The organism is Clostridium sp. (assembly GCF_018372875.1).
In the GTDB taxonomy this organism is placed as follows: Bacteria; Bacillota; Clostridia; order Clostridiales; family Clostridiaceae; genus Clostridium.
The window spans coordinates 13,023-31,483 of record NZ_JAHAIF010000006.1; the positions used below are offsets into that span (position 1 = coordinate 13,023).

The following is an 18,461-nucleotide window of genomic DNA, read 5'->3' on the forward strand; positions in this document are numbered from 1 at the left end:
ATTAGGAGGAAAGCTAATGAAGAAACCAATATTAATAGGAATAACTGGAGGCTCTGGATCGGGTAAGAGTACTATAGCAAAAGAATTATTTGAAACTTTTGGAGATGAACACATTGCAATGGTTCAGCAAGATGCTTATTATAAGGATCAAAGCCATCTTTCAATGGAAGAGAGAACTAAAACCAATTATGATCATCCCAATGCTTTTGATAATACTCTTTTAGTTGAGCACTTAAAGAGTTTAATTAATGGTGAATCAATAAACAAGCCAATTTATGATTTTACAGTTCATAATAGATCAAAAGAAACTACAAAGGTTGATTCTAAAGATATAATAATAGTTGAAGGAATATTAATATTAGAGGATGAAAGAATTAGAGATCTTCTAGATATCAAGGCTTTTGTTGATACAGATTCTGATGTTAGAATTATTAGAAGATTATTAAGAGATATTGAAGAAAGAGGCAGAACAGTACAATCAGTTGTAGATCAATATCTATCAGTTGTAAGACCTATGCATTTTCAATTTACAGAACCATCAAAAAGATTTGCTGATATAATTATACCTGAAGGTGGTCATAATAAAGTAGCAATTGATATTTTAGTAGCTAAAATTAGAGATATACTAAAATAATATATTTGAATAAAAAAACCTCTCTTTGTCTAGAATTTAGGCAGAGGGAGGTGTTTTTATTTGGTAAGAAAATTGAAAAAAAGAGAGTTAGGGGTTTTATCTCTTTTTATAACTATATTAATAATGTTGTCAATTAGATTAGCTGTATTACAGCTATTTCCAAGTGAACAAGTTCTTAGTCAGTATCAAAATCATCAATCAGAACAAATAAGTAATTCAAGCTATATGATACTAGATACTAATGGTAAAGATATGATGAATTATAACAAGAAATATGTAATTGTCATAGACAAAAAACCATTTACTCTAAATAATTATGAAGAAACATTAGAAGATCTAATGGCACTTAATTTTATAATGCAAGGTGAAGATAGTGATTTTAATTATACTGATGTTATGAAAAGTACTGGAAAGTTATATTACACAGTTTCAGAAGAAACTTATAATAAAGTAAAAAAATTAGATAATATTAAGGGTTTATATTACTACTCATATGATAATGTAGATAGAAAGAAGGCATGGAAAGTTAGTAACTTCTTATCTAATCTACCTAAAGAAGAAGATATAGTAAGTAATTCAATACAAGAAGAAATATATAACAATATAAAAGATAATGAGTTACCTACTAAAAAATTCTATTTAGATGATAAAGCTGTTTATGGTAAAAGCGAAGTTTCTATATCTGAAAATAATAGAAATTTACAATTGACTATAGATCTAGATATAGAGAATAAGGTAAGAGAGGTATTGGTTTCTGAAAAGTATAAAGATTTCAATAATATAGGGGTAACTATAATGGAAGCTGATACGGGCAAAATAAAAGCAATGGTTCAGAAAGATGAAAGTGAGGCTAATGTTAATTTAGGTATTGAAGGTAATGGGTATGAGCCAGGATCTGTTTTTAAACTTATTACATTAGCTAGTGCTTTAGATAAAGGTTTGGTTACTATGAATGATAAGTATACTTGTACAGGAAAGATATGTAGCTTGGGGATACATGGAACTCAAACTGTTGAACAGGCTTTATTAAATTCTTGTAATGATGTATATGCTGCAATAGGAGAAAAAGTAGGGTATGCTACAATGATGGATTATTGCAAAAAGTTAGGGCTATTTTCTAAAGTTCTAAATGTAACTGCACCTAGACAGAATGAAACAGAAGGTATTGCACCTAATATTGAAGATGGTATGACTAATATATCTATAGGGCAGTGTATGACTCTATCACCACTTCAGATGCTTGGAGCAACTAATGCAATAGTAAATGGAGGAGAATATGTAAAACCATATTTGTTAGAAGCAATATTAGATAAGGATGATAATGTTGTTAAAGAATATTCTACTGAAAAAGAAAGAATATTTAGTGGTACTACTAGTAAAATAATAATGAATGGCATGAAAAAGGTGGTAGACTCTGGAACTGGAAAAATGGCAAGTGTAGATGGAGTTGAAGTTGGGGGAAAAACAGGAACTGCAAATACAAGTGATGAAAACTCAGTACATTGTTGGTTTACAGGATATTATAAGTATAACAATAAGTATTATACTGTGGTGGTTATAGTTCCTAATATTAATTCTGTAAATGATAAGGGGCAAGATCTAGGCGGTAGTAATACTGCTGCTCCTATATTCTCTGATATAGTAAGAAATATAGCTAAATAAAAAAGTATGAAGGATAAGGAAATACGAATTTATATTTTCTTATCCTTTAAAATTTATTAAATTAATTATTTAGAAATTTAGTCAAGAAAATCTTTTCAAGTGAATATTATAGTAATAAGCATTACTAGGAGGAGTAAGGTGTTTATATTATCAAATTTTTTAAATCTTATAACTAACTCCCTATTCTTAACTGGGTATATTACTGGGAATAACACATTTCCTTTACCACTTGATGAAAAAGATGAAGAATTATACTTAAATAAACTAAAAGAGGGAGATAAAAAAGCAAAAAGTATCTTAATTGAAAGGAATCTCCGACTAGTTGCTCATATTGTAAAGAAATATTCTTTTCCTAATAAAGATGTAGATGAATTAATTTCTATTGGTACAGTAGGACTTATAAAAGCGATAGATTCCTTCGATTCATCAAAAGGTACTAGACTTGCTACTTATGCTTCTAGATGTATAGAAAATGAAATACTAATGTTATTTAGAAATAATAAGAAACAGAAGAGTGAGGTTTATTTGCAGGATCCAATAGGAGTGGACAAAGAAGGTAATGAAATTTGCCTTATTGATGTTTTAAGTAGTGAAAAAGATTCTGTAATTGAAAAGGTGGAAAGCAATCTTCAGATAAAATCTTTATACAATAAAATGTATGAAGTGTTAACTAAAAGAGAATGTGATATTTTAATTATGAGGTATGGGTTAGAAGATGGAAAGTGTAAGACACAAAGAGAGATAGCAGTAAACCTTAATATTTCTAGGTCATATGTATCGCGTATTGAAAAAAAAGCTTTGAAAAAGTTACAAAAAGCTTTATATACAAAGATATAATTACTTGAAAGCTAAATTCCTTTATTTTTGAAGGAATTTAGCTATTTATATAGAATATTATATAAATAGCAAAAATTAACTGAAAAAGGTGGGGGTATACATGTATATTTTGAATGATTTGCTTATTAGAACTATTGAACTAAAAGCTTCTGATTTACACCTAACAGTTGGAATACAGCCAACAGTAAGAGTAAATGGTAAGCTTATTCCAATAGGTCCTAATAAGCTTATGCCAGAAGATATAAAAGAATTTGCAAAAGAAATACTAGGGGAAAGATTTGAAAGATATAATCAAATAGGTGAAGCAGATACATCATATTCTGTAAAAGGTGTAGGTAGATTCAGAGTTAATGTGTTTAAGCAAAGGAATAGTGATGCTATTGCACTTAGAGTAATTACATTAAAGGTTCCAACTCTTGATGAACTTAAACATCCAAGAATACTAAAAGATTTGGTTGAAAAACAAAGAGGGTTAGTTCTTGTAACTGGTCCAACAGGTAGTGGTAAATCTACATCACTTGCAGCTATGATTAATGAAATAAATTCTACAAGACAGGCACATATAGTTACATTAGAAGATCCTATAGAATATCTTCATAAGCACAATAAGTGTATAATAAACCAAAGGGAAATTGGAAAAGATAGTAGAAGTTATCAAAATGCATTAAGAGCGGTACTTAGAGAAGATCCAGATGTTATTCTAGTAGGAGAAATGAGAGACCTTGAAACTATTTCTATCGCTATTACAGCAGCTGAAACAGGTCATCTAGTATTTTCAACATTACATACAATTGGTGCTGCTAAAACTATAGATAGAATAATTGACGTATTTCCACCACATCAACAACAACAAATTAGAATTCAATTATCAGCTGTTTTACAAGGAATTATATCTCAACAATTAGTACAAACAGCAGATGGTTTAGGCAGGGTTGCAGCTCTTGAAATTATGACAATAACACCTGGTATACAAAATCTAATTAGAGAAGGAAAAACACATCAAATTGAATCATCTATACAAACGGGAACTAAGTATGGAATGAAGACAATGGATATGGCTTTAGCTGAGTTGTATAAAAAGGGAATTATATCTAAAGAAACTGCTCTAACATATTCAGTTGATAGAGAAACTATAAAAAGAATTATGATGTTATAAACCCCAATTATAGGATTACCACAGAACACTAAAATGTGGTAGGGCTAAAAAGTGACTTTTTCGCTAAAGCGTAGAGAGCCACTTTTTTATTTGTATAAAACTATATTTTTTGTATAAAGGAGAATAAATAAAAGCATAAGAAACTAGGTTATAATTAATTACTTTTATACTAAATTAAAACAAATTTATTTTTTAAAAATAAAATTTTATAATTAAATTAAAATAGAAAGGAAATAAAGATCTTTTGTTGAATAAGAATAATGTAAGTTGCTACAAGGGAGGGACAAGGAAAAGATGAATGAATTAACATTGACAGCTATAGACTTTGGAAGTAAAAAGATTTCTATTTCTTTAGGAAGAGAAAATAATGATGATATAGAAATTCTTGGATCATACTTTAAAAGTTCAGATGGAATAAATAAAGGAACTATTATAGATGAAGAAAAATGCTGTCAAAGTTTAATGGGATTAATTGAAGAAGTAGAACAGAAGACATTAAAAAAGTTACGTAATGTTTATGTTGGTATTTCATCAAGAAATATTCGACTATCAGAAGTAACTAGCAGTGTAAATTTGCGTGAAGGTAAAGTAAGAGGAGCTGACTTAAAAAGAGCTATAGAAAAAGGTAAGAGAAATGTTATTTTAGGTGATGGTGAAGAGATAGTAGATACAATAGTTAACTTTTTTAATATAGATGGTAATATATTCAATGAAAACATTGTAGGATGGAGAGCTAATATATTAAGTATTAATCTTTCTATATTAATTGGGAGTTCTGATGAACTTGAAAAATACAAAAGGGTTATAAATAATTGTGGATTAGTGTTAGAAGGTTTTGTACCAAATATATTAAGTGGTAGAAAGGTATTTTTAAGCGAGAAAAACTCATTAGGAATGAAAGCTCTTATAGATATAGGAGCAGGAACATCTGATATTGCAATATTTAATAATGCTATTCTAAAACATACATCATCTGTACCATTAGGCGGAGAAAATATTACTAGGGATTTATCTATTTGTGGAAACTTTACATTATCAGAAGCAGAAAATATAAAGAAAATATATAGTTCTACATATGAAAGACTTCTTCAAGAAGAAGAGGTTAATGTTGGTACAGCTGTAGTTTCTACTAAATTATTTTATGAAGTTACAAGAGCAAGAATAGAAGAAATAGTGGAGTATATTAACTTAGAGTTAAAAAAGACTTCCTTTTTTGAGGGAATTTGTAGTATAATCATGTATGGAGATGGTATATCCTTTTACGAAAATGTATTTGATGTAATTAAAGAGCAGATGGATAAAAAAGTTAAACTTATTAACAGCCACTGTTTAGGTATGGAGGATTTTTCAAATATATCATCTTTATCTATAATTAAAGAAGTATATGATAGATTAAAGTTACTTTATGATTGTCCTATAAAGGAAGAAATTGAAGAAGATGAATTTTATGTTGACAAAAACAATCTAGGAATAATGGGGAAGTTTAGAAGCTTCCTAGATGAAATTTTCTAAAGGAGGTATTATTTTGTTAGATTTTGAAGTAGATATGCAAGAATTAACCAATATAAAGGTAATAGGTTGTGGTGGCGGAGGAAGTAACGCCGTTAATAGAATGATAGTTGAAGGTTTAAAAAACGTAGAGTTTATTGCGATAAATACAGATAAGCAAGCATTAATGTTATCTCACGCAAATCAAAAGATTCAAGTAGGTGAAAAGTTAACTAAAGGTCTAGGAGCTGGAGCGAATCCAGAAATTGGACAGAAGGCAGCTGAAGAAAGTAGAGAAGAAATAACAGCTGCAATTAAAGGCGCTAATATGGTATTTATAACTGCTGGTATGGGTGGTGGAACTGGAACAGGTGCAGCACCAGTAGTAGCAGAAATTGCCAAGTCAATGGATATTTTAACAGTTGGTGTTGTTACTAAGCCTTTCCCTTTTGAAGGAAAAAGAAGAATGATGCATGCCGAAATGGGAATTGCAAGATTAAAAGAAAAGGTTGATACATTAGTAATTATACCAAATGAAAGATTATTAAGAATGGCTGATAAAAAGACTACACTTCTTGACTCTTTCAAGTTAGCTGATGATGTATTAAGACAAGGTGTACAAGCTATATCTGACTTAATTACTATACCAGGTGTAGTTAATGCTGACTTTGCAGACATAAAAGCTGTAATGCTTAATAAAGGCTTAGCACATATGGGAGTTGGTTATGGTAAAGGTGATAATAGAGCATCTGATGCTGTAAAACAAGCTATTGCATCTCCATTATTAGAAACATCTATAGATGGAGCTACTGGAGTTATTTTAAACTTTACAGGTGGTGCTGACCTAGGTGCTTTAGAAGTTTATGAAGCTGCTGATGTTGTTAGAGAATCTGCAGATATTGATGCTAATATTATATTTGGTGCTGTTATTGATGAAACTTTAAATGATGAAATAAGAATAACTGTAATAGCTACTGGATTTGAAGCGGAAGGAATTAGTACAACTCAACCTGTTAAGGAAACTAAGAAGCAAGAAACTGCTAGAGAAGAAGTAGCAACTACAGAAGAAGAAAAGAAAACAGAAATTCAATCTACTAGAGAAGATGATGGTGATGATTTAGATATTCCAGTTTTCTTAAGAAGAGCTAGAAAAAGTTAATATATTATTTTTATGAAATTGATTTTGAAGTCATGCGAATTTTTATTCTGCATGACTTTTCTTTTTGTGGCAAAATTCTATTTGGTTTAAATTTTATAAGCTTTATTAGCAATAAAGGCTGTAGGCCTTGAAATTAGTATATTGTATATTTAAAGATAAAATAATCATATTACTAAAGATGGGATTATAAGATGATTTGCAAAAGTATGAAAAAAAGAAGGAAATAAATAAAACTTACTCATATTAAAATTATTTTGTGCATTAATGTAAAAAAGAACAGTTAAAAAAACTGTTTACACTAAGTAAAACTGACAAAATTTTATTTGAGTTAGGTCTATAATAATCTTAACGAGAGGGGATGGAGATATGGAGATATATTTAGACATAGTATTGATAGAAAACTTTGTAATCGATATGTTTATATTACTTATAACTGCTAAGCTGATGCATATAAAGTATGATAATAAAAGCTTGATATTAGCATCTTCTTTAGGTGCGGTATATACAGTTGTTTCTGTATTTCCAGAATTAAAGATTTTTTCTTTATTTCCCTTTCAAATATTAGTAGCGTGGATAATGATAAGAATACTTTGGGAAAGTAATAATTTTAAAGTGGAATTGAAAGCAACAGGAATATATATATTAATAGCTTTTCTATTAAGTGGTATAAGCTTTGGATTTTCTACTTGGGAAAATAAGTATTCTTTTGAACATAGTTATGTAATTAGTAATGCTTCAATGCAGTACTTACTTATATCCATTATGCTAGTATATATAATTTCGGACAGGGTCTTAAGTTACTTAAGAGAAAGAGCGTTAATCACTAATTTTATTTATGAAGTGGAGCTGTATATTAGAGGAGTACGGTATGTAGTAAGAGGGTTCTTAGACACGGGAAATGAACTAAGAGAGTCTATAACAAATTTACCATGTATTATTGTTGAGGAGAAATATATCAATTATTTCCAAGAAACTGACAGTAACACATACTATATTCAATATAACGGTATTGGATATAGAGGAAAAATGAAAGGTTTTAAGGTGGACAAGGTTATTTTAAAAAAGAGTGATGATGAAGAGAGGGAAATCTCAGCTATTATTTGTCCATGCAAAGAAGTACTAAATAAAGAAAATGAATTCAACGCTCTATTGTCACGTGGAGTTATTTAGAGGAGGATAATATGAAGTTAGATGTATTGTTAAACAGAATTGTACAAAAGTTTAAATTTCTATCTAAAAAGTTACATTATGTAGGAGGAAATGATGCATTGCCACCACCGCTTACAAAGGAGGAAGAAGAAGAGTTAGTAGGTAAATTATTAAATGGGGAAGAAAGCATTAGAAGTACTTTGATCGAAAGAAACCTGAGATTAGTAGTTTATATAGCAAGAAAGTTTGAAAATACTGGAGTTTATATAGAAGATTTAATATCAGTTGGAACAATAGGGTTAATAAAAGCTGTAAATACATTTAATCCTGAGAAAAAAATAAAATTAGCAACTTATGCATCTAGATGCATAGAAAATGAAATACTTATGTATTTAAGAAGAAACAGTAAGGTAAAGGCTGAAATATCTTTTTATGAACCATTAAATATAGACTGGGATGGCAATGAACTGTTATTGTCAGATATTTTAGGAACAGAAAATGATATTGTTTATAATTTGATTGAAGACGAAGTTGATAAGCAATTGTTATTTATGGCTTTAAAGAATTTAAATGATAGAGAAAAAGAAATTGTTCAACTTAGGTTTGGGTTAAATGGAAAGAGAGAAAAAACTCAGAAGGAAGTGGCAGACTTACTTGGCATATCACAATCATATATATCAAGGCTTGAAAAGAAAATTATAAATAGATTAAAAAAAGAAATTAGTAGAATGATATAGTTTGTCTTTAGTATAAAAGTATCATCTAGCGGAGATAATGTTTAATGCAGAACGTTATTACCTCTGAAGGGATTGATGACATTGATAATAAACAAGGTGGAAATATGCGGCGTAAATACTTCAAAACTTCCAGTACTTAAAGAAAAGGAAAAGAGAGAACTACTTTTAAAGATGCAACAAGGAGATAATTCTGCTAGGGAATCTTTTATAAAAGGAAATTTAAGATTAGTTTTAAGCGTTATACAAAGGTTTAATAATAGAGGAGAAAATGTAGATGATTTATTTCAAGTAGGATGTATAGGATTAATGAAAGCAATAGATAACTTTGATTTGAGCCAAAATGTAAAGTTTTCTACATATGCAGTACCTATGATAATAGGTGAAATTAGAAGATATCTTAGAGATAATAATCCTATACGAGTTAGTAGGTCTTTAAGAGATATAGCTTATAAGGCTTTAGTTGTTAGGGATAAACTAATAAAAGAAAATAATAAGGAGCCAACAATTTCTCAAATATCTAAGGAATTAAATATACCAAGAGAAGAAGTGGTATTTGCCTTAGATGCAATACAAGATCCAGTTTCATTATATGAGCCTATATACCATGATGGTGGAGATGCAATATATGTAATGGATCAAGTCAGTGACAATAAAAATACTGATGAGAATTGGCTAGAGAATATATCAATTAAAGAGGCCATGAAAAAGTTAAGTGATAGAGAAAAATTAATATTAAACCTAAGGTTTTTTAATGGGAGAACTCAGATGGAAGTTGCAGATGAAATTGGAATATCACAAGCACAAGTATCTCGTTTGGAAAAAACAGCATTAAAACACATGAGAAAACATGTATGAACTAATAAGATGCAAATTTAAGTTTGCATCTTATTTTTTACTATCAAGAAAAGTATAAAACTTTAATTAGCTATAAATAAAAGGGATTATTACAATTTTCATATTAAAAAAATATAAAATGAAGGATAATAATTTTATAATTTCTTTACCTTTAGTAGAGTGAGGTGGATATTTGTTTTGATGTGACTTGGAGTGCAGCGAAGGAACAAACAAAATAAATATCCAATCAATCTTTTTATTCTAAATTGGATGAGAATTTGTTATATTAAAACATTTAGCACATATAATTATGTAATGGAGGGAGTGATATTTATGGAGGAAAATTTACATTCTATAAATGCTATGAGGTCTATGGAGGTAATTGACATAAATACAGGTAGTAGGGTTGGATTTATTAAAGACATAAAAATAGACAGTGATGAACACAAAATATTATCAATTTTACTTCCAGGAGAGACTAAAGGATGGTTTTCAAAGACTGAAGATGTAGAAGTTCTTTGGAGTGATATAGTTAAGGTTGGAATAGACGTTATATTAGTTAATATTGATTGTAGCAATAATGAGAATATTTTTGATTAATACTAGCAAAAATATATAAAAATATGTATAATTACCTTAAGATAAAGTAAAGATTAGCTTGGAAGGTGAATAAATATGAAATGTCCTTTTTGTGCATATGAAGAAAGCAAGGTGGTTGATTCTAGATCTACTGAGGATCATACGGCTATAAGAAGACGTAGAGAATGTTTGAAATGTAATAAAAGATACACAACTTATGAAAAGATAGAGGACATTCCTATTTTAGTTATAAAAAAGGATTCTACTAGAGAGAATTTTAATAAAGAAAAAATTATAAATGGGTTAATAACTGCTTGTCAAAAGAGACCAGTTTCAAGAAAGCAAATTGAAGATATAGCAGATGATATTGAAAAGAATATATCTAATAGAATGTTAACTGAAGTAGCTAGTGAGTATATTGGAGAAATGATTATGGATAGACTTAAGGATATTGATGAAGTTTCTTATGTACGATTTGCATCTGTTTATAGACAATTTAAAGATATAAATACATTTTTAGAGGAAATAAAAAATCTTATGACTAAATAAGTTTTGTATATATGTATAGAATTGGAAGGGGACTTTCAATTCTTTTTAATTTCTAATGAATTTCGTTAAAGATAGGTTAAATTATTTAACAAAAATAGATAAAATATAGTTAGGATGTTAAAATATATATAAGTTTGGAGGAAGTATGGAGTATTTAGATATTACAGTAAATAGAGAAGGATATATTGAATTTGAGAGTGATAAGGCAAAGATAGTTTTTTCAACTGCAGAAACAGGAAAGAATTTCAATAGGCATACTGAAGATGGAGTAAAAACCCTAAATGCCATTATAGAAGAATTTGAAGTAGAGGAAGTTGCATATATTAGACAAGTACATTCATCTACTATACATGTTTTATCAAATGATGATATTAAAGAATTTATTGAAAAAGAAGGAGATGCAATAATAACATCTAAAACTAATACAGCTATAGGGGTATTTACGGCAGATTGTGTACCAGTTATTATAGTGGATGATGTTAAGGGAGTTGTGGCAGCTATACATAGTGGTTGGAGAGGAACAATAAATTCTATTACTAAGAAAACTATTGAATTAATGAATAGAGAGTTTAACACTGAATATAAAGATGTGAAGGTGTATATTGGACCTCACATAAGAAAATGTTGTTATGAGGTATCTCAAGAGTTAAAAGAAACTTTTTTAGAAGAGACAAGAATACCAGAAGAGGTTTTATTTGATGGAAGAAGACTATCTCTAGAGGAGTGTATATTAAAGGATATAAGAGAAATTGGTGTTTTAGAGGAAAATATATATACATTAAATTTATGTACTTATTGTAATGAAGATATAAGGTTACATTCATATAGAAAATCAAATGGAAATTATGGAAGATTATTTTCTTTTGTTATTTTAAAATAAGGGGGATAAAAAATGGCTGATGAAAAAGTTCTGATTGTAGATGATGAGGAGCATATTGTAGAGTTATTACAGTTTAATTTGATAAATGCAGGTTATAAAGTTATTACAGCTAACAATGGGTTAGATGCATTAAAAAAGGTAAAAGAACATAAACCGGATTTGCTTTTATTAGATCTTATGTTGCCTGGAATGGACGGGCTAGATGTATGTAAGGAGATTAAGAGGAATAAAGAAACATCAAAAACCTCAATAATAATGTTGACTGCAAAAAGTGAAGAACTTGATAAAATATTAGGCTTAGAACTTGGAGCAGATGACTATATTACAAAACCATTTTCAATAAGAGAGTTATTAGCAAGGGTTAAAGCTGTATTAAGAAGGTCTAATTCAGATGAGATATCTGAAGAAATCTATGAACTTGGAAGGTTAAAAGTAGATTTTGAAAGACATGAAGTATTAATTAATAATGAGAAAGTTGAATTAACTCTAAAGGAATTTGAACTGTTAGAGATTTTAATTAAGAATAAGGGGAAAATTCTTAGAAGAGAGACTCTACTTGATAAGGTATGGGGATATGAATATATTGGAGAAACTAGAACAGTAGATGTACATATAAGATATTTAAGGAAAAAGATTGAAGATGATGATAAAAATCCTAAGTTTATAGAAACTATAAGAGGAGTGGGATACAGATTTAATCCTGTGGAGTAAGATGAGAAAAAAGATATTAACATCTGTAATTATAACTGTTTTATTTGCACTTATTATAGCATCTTCATCATTTATTGTCCTATATAATTACCAGGATCTAAACAGTACTAAAAAGAGTTTAAAGGATTTTACTAATTATATTGTTAATATAAATGGTGATTATGATGATATTATATCGGGATACAGAATAAATAATACACTTGTTAGATGCACAGTGATAGATAAGAATGGAAATGTTGTTTATGATAGTATAGAGAAAGACTTAAATAGTCATAAAGATAGAGATGAAGTAATAAAAGCTAACAAGTATGGGGAAGGATATTCTACTAGAATAAGTGATACAACAGGTAAAAAAACTGTATATTACGCAGAAAAGTTAGAGGATGGTACAATTCTTCGAGTGTCTTTACCTTTTGAAACAATAGATATTTTTGAGCCAACTAACCTTAAAGTATGTATTGGTATTGTAACTATAGTAATGGTATTTTCTATTTCATTATCAATGAAGCTTGTAAGAACTATTATTGAGCCTTTAAAGAATTTAGAGAATGTAACATCACGTATAGCTGGTGGTGATCTTAATATTAGGGTAAAATCTCTTTCAAATGATGAGATAGGTTCTTTAGGAAAAACATTTAATAATATGGCTGATCAATTACAAGCGAAAATTAGAGAAGTAGTTGATAAACAAAATAGATTAGAATTAATTTTAAGAAGTATGGAAAGTGGGGTAATTGCTGTTGATGGAGATGATACAGTAATTACTATTAACCCATATGCTAAAAGAGTATTTGGTATAAGAAGAGATATAAGTGGGGAAAAGATATCAAAATATATTAAAGATTACGATATAAATACCTTTTTGAATGAAGAAGATGATAGTGAGAAAGAAGTAAAAATACTTCATCCAGTTGAGAGGGAGCTTAGAATAAAAAAAGCCTCAATAATAGATGGTATTGATAGAATTGGTAAAGTAATTGCAGTGCAAGATATATCAGATATAAAACGTCTAGAAAATATGAGAAGTCAATTTGTTGCCAATGTATCTCATGAACTTAAAACACCATTAACTTCAATTAAAGGATTTACAGAGACATTAAAATATGTTGAAGATGAAGAAACACGTAAGAAGTTTTTAGATATTATTGAAAAAGAAGCTGATAGGCTTGGAAGATTAATAAATGACATTTTAATATTATCTAAGATTGAAAGTGATATTTCAGGTGAGGAAGATGAGTTTTTACCTAATAAAGTAATAGATGATGTTATAAATATGGTAAGAGTTTTAGCAGATAATAAAAATATTACAATAGAACTAGACGAAAGAAATTACGACCTGCTTTTTGGAGATAAGGATAGGTTTTTACAACTAGTACTTAACATAGTTGAAAACAGTATTAAGTATTCTAATGAAGGTTCAACAGTTAAGATCTCAAGTTTTACTAAGGGAGATAATTATAATTTAATTGTAGAAGATAATGGTATAGGTATTCCCAAAGAAGATATACCAAGAATATTTGAAAGGTTTTATAGAGTTGATAAGGCAAGAAAAAGTGGAGGTACTGGTTTAGGTTTAGCCATAGTAAAACATATTGTTAAAACTTTTAATGGAAATATTAAGGTTGAAAGTGTATTAGGTGTAGGAAGTAAATTTATAGTACAAATAAAACATATATAAAAAGAGCTGTGCGCTAATTATTTAGTGCTCAGCTCTTTTTATATATGTTTAGGGATAATTAACGGTTTGTAAAATCTATTTAACATAGCTATAAAGATACTTAACATTTGTATAATAAAGTCTTAACTTAAAGAAACTAAAATATAAGTGTAAAGAAAATCTTCATTAAGAATTTTGGAGGAGATAAAAATGAAAAAGAAAAGTTTGAAATTAATAGTTGGGGCATTACTTATAACAATGATTGGAGGCGCTTTCGTAGGTTGTGGCTCTAGTGAAGGAGAAGAAGGTGGAACAGTAACACTAAGTGGTTCATCAGCGTTACTTCCATTAGTTGAAGCATCTATTGATGGTTTTATAGAAAAGAATTCAGGTTATGAAATTAATGCACAAGCTGGTGGATCTGGTGCTGGTTTAACACAAGTATTAGATGGAAGCGTAGATATTGGGAATTCAGATATTTTTGCAAATGAAAAGTTAGAAGAAGATAAAGCAAAAGAGTTAGTTGATCATAAAGTAGTAGCTCAAGGATTTGCAGTTGTAGTTAATGAAGCTGCTGGGGTTAAAGAGTTAACAAAGCAACAAATTCAAGATATTTTCTCAGGAAAAGTTAAGAATTGGAAGGAAGTTGGAGGAGCTGATAAAGAAATATTCTTAGTTCATAGACCATCATCTTCTGGTACTAGAGCAACATTTGTTAAAACTGTTTTAGGGGGAGACAAGAACCTAGAAAATGATTCATTAGGATCAGTTCAAGATTCAAGTGGAGCAGTAGCAAAGGCAATGGCTCAAAATGATGGAGCAGTTAGTTATTTGGCACTTTCTTACTTAAATTCAGATGAAGCTAAGTCAATGGTTAAAGTAGCTATAGATGGTGTTGAAGCTAGTAAGGAAAATATAACTACTGGTAAATATCCATTCTGGTCTTGGGGTCACATGTACACTAAGGGAGAACCAACAGCAGAAGCTAAGAAGTTTATTGATTATATTATGAGTGAAGATAATAAAAAAGTAGTAGAAGATACAGGATTTATTTCAGGAAGTGAAATGAAAGTAGAATAATAGTTAAGGAATGATAGGTATGGAAAAACGAAGTTTTAAAGAGAGGCTATTTAATGAATATATAGGAAAAATATTTGCAACAATATGTGGAATGTTAATAATAGCAGTTACATTATCAATAATAATATTCATTGGTCAAAAAGGAATTCAAACATTTACTAAGGGAAACTATGGAATAATAGAATTTCTGTTTACAAATAATTGGAACCCAAGTGAAACACCAGCCTCTTTTGGAGCTTTGGCTTTCATATTAGGATCAACCTTTGTATCAATGGGTGCAGTAATAATTAGTGCACCCATTGCTATTACATTAGCAGTTTTTGTTAATGTAATATCTAAAGGATTAGGTAATAAACTTATAAAGCCATCATTAGAAATACTGGTTGGTATACCATCTGTTGTTTACGGGTGGGTAGGTATATCTGTATTAGTGCCTTTTATAAAAAATCATATAGGTGGAATGGGATTTTCATTACTTGCAGGTATATTAGTATTATCCTTAATGATATTACCAACTATAGCAACATTATCTATTGATGCTATTAAGAGCATACCAAGAGAGCATATTGAAGCTTCTTATGGATTAGGGGCAACAAGATGGCAAACTATAAAAAATGTTATTATTCCAGGAGCTAAAAGTGGTATTTTAACAGGAGTAGTTTTAGGAATAGCAAGAGCTTTTGGTGAGGCATTAGCAGTACAAATGGTAATAGGTAACGCAGTAAAGATTCCTGATGGACTATTATCTTCATCATCTACACTTACAAGTATTTTAACTATGGATATGGCAAATACAGTAGGTGGTACAGCTTGGAATGATGCATTGTGGAGCCTAGCGTTAATATTACTTGTGATATCTTTCTTATTTATACTTGCAATTAGAAAGATTGAAAAGAGGAGTGAAGTATAGTGAATGCAAAGAAAGTAGATAAGATTTCTACCATAATTATATATATAGTTAGCTTTTTTGTTGTATTTCTTTTAGGATCATTCATAGCATATATTTTATATCAAGGGTTAGGAATGTTAAAACCTAGTTTCTTGTTTGGAGCATCTAAGACAACATCTCCAGGAGGAGGAATAGGAGCTCAGTTATTTAACTCATTCTATATGCTTTTAATATCATTAATAATAACTGTTCCAATAGGAATAGGAGCTGGAATATATTTAGCTGAATATGCTAAGGAAGGACCTTTGGTAAGATTTATAAGGTTATCACTTGAAACTATGTCTTCATTACCATCAATAGTAATAGGTATGTTTGGATTATTAGTTTTTGTTAACTTTGCTGGATGGGGATATTCTATAATTGCTGGTGCATTATCAGTAAGCATTTTAAATATTCCTTCTATGACAAGAATTTCAGAAAATGCTATAAAAACTGCTAGTAAGGGAGTTAAGGAAGCTTCATTAGGTTTAGGAGCTAGTAAGTGGCAAACTATTGTTAAGATAACACTTCCAATAGCTATGGGAGAAATATTAACAGGGATTATCTTATCAGCAGGTAGAATATTTGGTGAAGCAGCAGCCTTCCTTTATACAGCAGGATTAAGTTCTGGAAGATTAAACTTTAATACAATTAGCTTAACTGGGAAGTCAGCATTCTCATTATTTAGACCAGCTGAAACCCTAGCAGTTCATATATGGAAGTTAAATTCCGAAGCTATAGTTCCAGATGCAGCAGCAATTGCTAATGGAACAGCAGCTGTACTAATAATAGCAGTATTGTTATTTAATATATTAGCAAGAGTTGTAGGAAACAGATTACTAAAGGCTTATGGTGGAAAGTAGGAGGAAATTATGTCGATTATAGAAACTAAAAACTTAGATTTATATTATGGAACTAATAAAGCTTTAAAAAATATAAATATGAATATAAATCAAAATGAGGTTACAGCATTAATTGGGCCTTCAGGATGTGGTAAGTCAACATTCTTACGAACATTAAATAGAATGAATGACTTGATTGAAGGAGTTAAAGTAACTGGAGAAGTTTTATTTGAAGGTAAAAATATATATGATGATTATGATGAAATTGCATTAAGAAAAAGGGTGGGAATGGTGTTCCAAAAGGCTAATCCTTTTCCTATGTCAATTTATGATAATATTGCATATGGTCCTAAAATACACGGTATAAAGGATAAGAAGACATTAGATGAAATAGTGGAAAGAAGCTTAAAGGGAGCAGCTCTTTGGGATGAAACAAAAGACAGATTAAAAAAGAGTGCTTTAGGATTATCTGGTGGGCAACAGCAAAGATTATGTATAGCAAGAACTCTTGCTGTATCTCCTGAAGTTATATTGATGGATGAACCTACGTCAGCTTTAGATCCTATTTCTACTAGTAAAGTAGAGGAATTAATGGATGAACTAAAGAAAAAATATACTGTTATTATCGTTACTCATAATATGCAACAGGCAGGAAGAATTGCAGACAAAACAGCATTTTTCTTAAATGGTGAAGTAATTGAGTTTGGTAAAACGGAGGATATTTTCTATAAACCAAAGGATAAGAGAACAGAGGATTATATAACAGGTAGATTCGGTTAAAATAGGAGGTGTATTATGACTAGAACTTCACAAAAAGCAAGGATTAATGAAATAAATAGGCAATTAACACTTATGTCAAGTTTGGTGGAAAAACAAATTTATTTAAGTATGTTAGCTTTAAGAAACGCTGATGTTAAGTCAGCTGAAGAAATAATAAAAGATGATGATAAGGTTGATAACTTACAGAAGTTAATAGAAGAAGAATGTATAAAATTTATAGCTACGGAACAACCATTAGCTAAAGACTTAAGAAATGTCTTTACTGCATCTAAAATAGTAACAGACCTTGAAAGAATGGCTGACCATGCAGTTGATATATGCAAGATTGTTAAAAAAGTAAATGGAAATGGTGGAGAAACGAGAGAGGAAGCTCTTCCGTTGTGGGATATGGAAGAGAAAGTAAGAAAAATGATAGGATTATCTATAGAAACTTATATTGAGGGTGATGTAGATAAAGCTTATGAAATTTGTGCCATGGATGATGAAATAGATGAGCTATATGGTAGTATATTTGGAGAGTTGCTAAAGGGTGTAAAATTAGACAATAGCAAAGCAAATAAAAGTGCTCAATTACTATTTGTTACAAAATACCTAGAAAGAATAGCAGATCATGTGACTAATATTTGTGAATGGACGATTTTTTCAAAAAAAGGAACATATGTAGACTTGAATGAATAGGAGACAAATTCTTTAATAATTTGTCTTTTTTGTTAAATACAATGATCAGATTGATGAGGTATCAAATGAACAAGCCAAGGATACAGGGGAAGTAGCACAAGAACCTAAAGATTTATCTAAA

19 protein-coding genes are annotated in these 18,461 nt (G+C 29.6%); all 19 read left to right on the forward strand.

The window, feature by feature from the left end:
• Nucleotides 1-16: 16 nt before the first annotated feature.
• The 19 genes from udk to phoU all read left to right on the forward strand — a co-directional run bounded on the left by udk (nt 17) and on the right by phoU (nt 18,340).
• The gene (gene udk / locus KIB46_RS03365; protein ID WP_156558781.1) at nt 17-634 is read left to right on the forward strand and encodes a uridine kinase; all 618 of its coding nucleotides are present in this window, start codon (nt 17-19) and stop codon (nt 632-634) included.
• A 123-nt stretch (nt 635-757) separates the two neighbouring features.
• Nucleotides 758-2,296: a penicillin-binding transpeptidase domain-containing protein gene (locus KIB46_RS03370; RefSeq protein ID WP_291670907.1), complete on the forward strand. Its 1,539-nt coding sequence runs from the start codon at nt 758-760 to the stop codon at nt 2,294-2,296.
• 138 nt (nt 2,297-2,434) lie between these two features.
• Nucleotides 2,435-3,133: an RNA polymerase sporulation sigma factor SigK gene (gene sigK, locus KIB46_RS03375; protein WP_027097454.1), complete on the forward strand. Its 699-nt coding sequence runs from the start codon at nt 2,435-2,437 to the stop codon at nt 3,131-3,133.
• Nucleotides 3,134-3,233: 100 nt separating this feature from the next.
• Nucleotides 3,234-4,289, forward strand: coding sequence for a type IV pilus twitching motility protein PilT (locus KIB46_RS03380; RefSeq protein WP_156558782.1), 1,056 nt, complete (start codon nt 3,234-3,236; stop codon nt 4,287-4,289).
• A 294-nt stretch (nt 4,290-4,583) separates the two neighbouring features.
• Nucleotides 4,584-5,801: a cell division FtsA domain-containing protein gene (locus KIB46_RS03385; RefSeq protein ID WP_291670878.1), complete on the forward strand. Its 1,218-nt coding sequence runs from the start codon at nt 4,584-4,586 to the stop codon at nt 5,799-5,801.
• A gap of 13 nt (nt 5,802-5,814) precedes the next feature.
• Complete coding sequence (gene ftsZ, locus KIB46_RS03390; protein ID WP_156558784.1) at nt 5,815-6,936, forward strand: cell division protein FtsZ; 1,122 nt, start codon at nt 5,815-5,817, stop codon at nt 6,934-6,936.
• Between the two features lie 366 nt (nt 6,937-7,302).
• The gene (locus KIB46_RS03395) at nt 7,303-8,106 is read left to right on the forward strand and encodes a sigma-E processing peptidase SpoIIGA (protein ID WP_291670879.1); all 804 of its coding nucleotides are present in this window, start codon (nt 7,303-7,305) and stop codon (nt 8,104-8,106) included.
• An 11-nt stretch (nt 8,107-8,117) separates the two neighbouring features.
• Nucleotides 8,118-8,822: an RNA polymerase sporulation sigma factor SigE gene (sigE, locus tag KIB46_RS03400; protein ID WP_156558786.1), complete on the forward strand. Its 705-nt coding sequence runs from the start codon at nt 8,118-8,120 to the stop codon at nt 8,820-8,822.
• Nucleotides 8,823-8,903: 81 nt separating this feature from the next.
• A complete protein-coding gene (gene sigG / locus KIB46_RS03405; RefSeq protein WP_049179053.1) occupies nt 8,904-9,677 on the forward strand; it encodes an RNA polymerase sporulation sigma factor SigG in 774 nt (257 codons plus the stop codon).
• Nucleotides 9,678-9,989: 312 nt separating this feature from the next.
• Nucleotides 9,990-10,256, forward strand: a complete 267-nt coding sequence (locus KIB46_RS03410; RefSeq protein WP_156558787.1) for a YlmC/YmxH family sporulation protein — start codon at nt 9,990-9,992, stop codon at nt 10,254-10,256.
• A 75-nt stretch (nt 10,257-10,331) separates the two neighbouring features.
• Nucleotides 10,332-10,784: a transcriptional regulator NrdR gene (nrdR, locus tag KIB46_RS03415; RefSeq protein WP_027097462.1), complete on the forward strand. Its 453-nt coding sequence runs from the start codon at nt 10,332-10,334 to the stop codon at nt 10,782-10,784.
• A 145-nt stretch (nt 10,785-10,929) separates the two neighbouring features.
• Nucleotides 10,930-11,664 carry a peptidoglycan editing factor PgeF gene (pgeF, locus tag KIB46_RS03420; protein ID WP_156558788.1) on the forward strand — a complete coding sequence of 245 codons (735 nt, stop codon included), beginning with the start codon at nt 10,930-10,932 and terminating at the stop codon, nt 11,662-11,664.
• Nucleotides 11,665-11,676: 12 nt separating this feature from the next.
• Nucleotides 11,677-12,375 carry a response regulator transcription factor gene (locus KIB46_RS03425; RefSeq protein WP_156558789.1) on the forward strand — a complete coding sequence of 233 codons (699 nt, stop codon included), beginning with the start codon at nt 11,677-11,679 and terminating at the stop codon, nt 12,373-12,375.
• A 1-nt stretch (nt 12,376) separates the two neighbouring features.
• On the forward strand, nt 12,377-14,053 hold the full coding sequence (locus KIB46_RS03430; RefSeq protein WP_291670880.1) for a HAMP domain-containing sensor histidine kinase: 1,677 nt from the start codon (nt 12,377-12,379) through the stop codon (nt 14,051-14,053).
• Nucleotides 14,054-14,242: 189 nt separating this feature from the next.
• Nucleotides 14,243-15,112, forward strand: coding sequence for a phosphate ABC transporter substrate-binding protein (locus tag KIB46_RS03435; protein ID WP_156558791.1), 870 nt, complete (start codon nt 14,243-14,245; stop codon nt 15,110-15,112).
• Nucleotides 15,113-15,131: 19 nt separating this feature from the next.
• Nucleotides 15,132-16,022 carry a phosphate ABC transporter permease subunit PstC gene (pstC, locus tag KIB46_RS03440; protein ID WP_291670881.1) on the forward strand — a complete coding sequence of 297 codons (891 nt, stop codon included), beginning with the start codon at nt 15,132-15,134 and terminating at the stop codon, nt 16,020-16,022.
• Entirely contained in the window at nt 16,022-16,903 is an 882-nt protein-coding gene (gene pstA / locus KIB46_RS03445; RefSeq protein ID WP_156558793.1) for a phosphate ABC transporter permease PstA, read from the forward strand. Before pstC ends, pstA begins: the two co-directional genes overlap by 1 nt.
• A gap of 9 nt (nt 16,904-16,912) precedes the next feature.
• Nucleotides 16,913-17,662 carry a phosphate ABC transporter ATP-binding protein PstB gene (gene pstB, locus KIB46_RS03450; RefSeq protein WP_156558794.1) on the forward strand — a complete coding sequence of 250 codons (750 nt, stop codon included), beginning with the start codon at nt 16,913-16,915 and terminating at the stop codon, nt 17,660-17,662.
• A gap of 15 nt (nt 17,663-17,677) precedes the next feature.
• On the forward strand, nt 17,678-18,340 hold the full coding sequence (phoU, locus tag KIB46_RS03455) for a phosphate signaling complex protein PhoU (RefSeq protein ID WP_156558795.1): 663 nt from the start codon (nt 17,678-17,680) through the stop codon (nt 18,338-18,340).
• The last annotated feature ends 121 nt before the right edge of the window (nt 18,341-18,461 follow it).

Coding starts and splice junctions, on each gene's coding strand:
- udk (WP_156558781.1), top strand. CDS start 17: ATGAAGAAACCAATATTAATAGGAATAACTGGAGGCTCTGGATCGGGT.
- KIB46_RS03370 (WP_291670907.1), top strand. CDS start 758: ATGTTGTCAATTAGATTAGCTGTATTACAGCTATTTCCAAGTGAACAA.
- KIB46_RS03380 (WP_156558782.1), top strand. CDS start 3,234: ATGTATATTTTGAATGATTTGCTTATTAGAACTATTGAACTAAAAGCT.
- KIB46_RS03385 (WP_291670878.1), top strand. CDS start 4,584: ATGAATGAATTAACATTGACAGCTATAGACTTTGGAAGTAAAAAGATT.
- KIB46_RS03395 (WP_291670879.1), top strand. CDS start 7,303: ATGGAGATATATTTAGACATAGTATTGATAGAAAACTTTGTAATCGAT.
- sigE (WP_156558786.1), top strand. CDS start 8,118: ATGAAGTTAGATGTATTGTTAAACAGAATTGTACAAAAGTTTAAATTT.
- KIB46_RS03410 (WP_156558787.1), top strand. CDS start 9,990: ATGGAGGAAAATTTACATTCTATAAATGCTATGAGGTCTATGGAGGTA.
- nrdR (WP_027097462.1), top strand. CDS start 10,332: ATGAAATGTCCTTTTTGTGCATATGAAGAAAGCAAGGTGGTTGATTCT.
- pgeF (WP_156558788.1), top strand. CDS start 10,930: ATGGAGTATTTAGATATTACAGTAAATAGAGAAGGATATATTGAATTT.
- KIB46_RS03425 (WP_156558789.1), top strand. CDS start 11,677: ATGGCTGATGAAAAAGTTCTGATTGTAGATGATGAGGAGCATATTGTA.
- KIB46_RS03430 (WP_291670880.1), top strand. CDS start 12,377: ATGAGAAAAAAGATATTAACATCTGTAATTATAACTGTTTTATTTGCA.
- KIB46_RS03435 (WP_156558791.1), top strand. CDS start 14,243: ATGAAAAAGAAAAGTTTGAAATTAATAGTTGGGGCATTACTTATAACA.
- pstC (WP_291670881.1), top strand. CDS start 15,132: ATGGAAAAACGAAGTTTTAAAGAGAGGCTATTTAATGAATATATAGGA.
- pstB (WP_156558794.1), top strand. CDS start 16,913: ATGTCGATTATAGAAACTAAAAACTTAGATTTATATTATGGAACTAAT.
- phoU (WP_156558795.1), top strand. CDS start 17,678: ATGACTAGAACTTCACAAAAAGCAAGGATTAATGAAATAAATAGGCAA.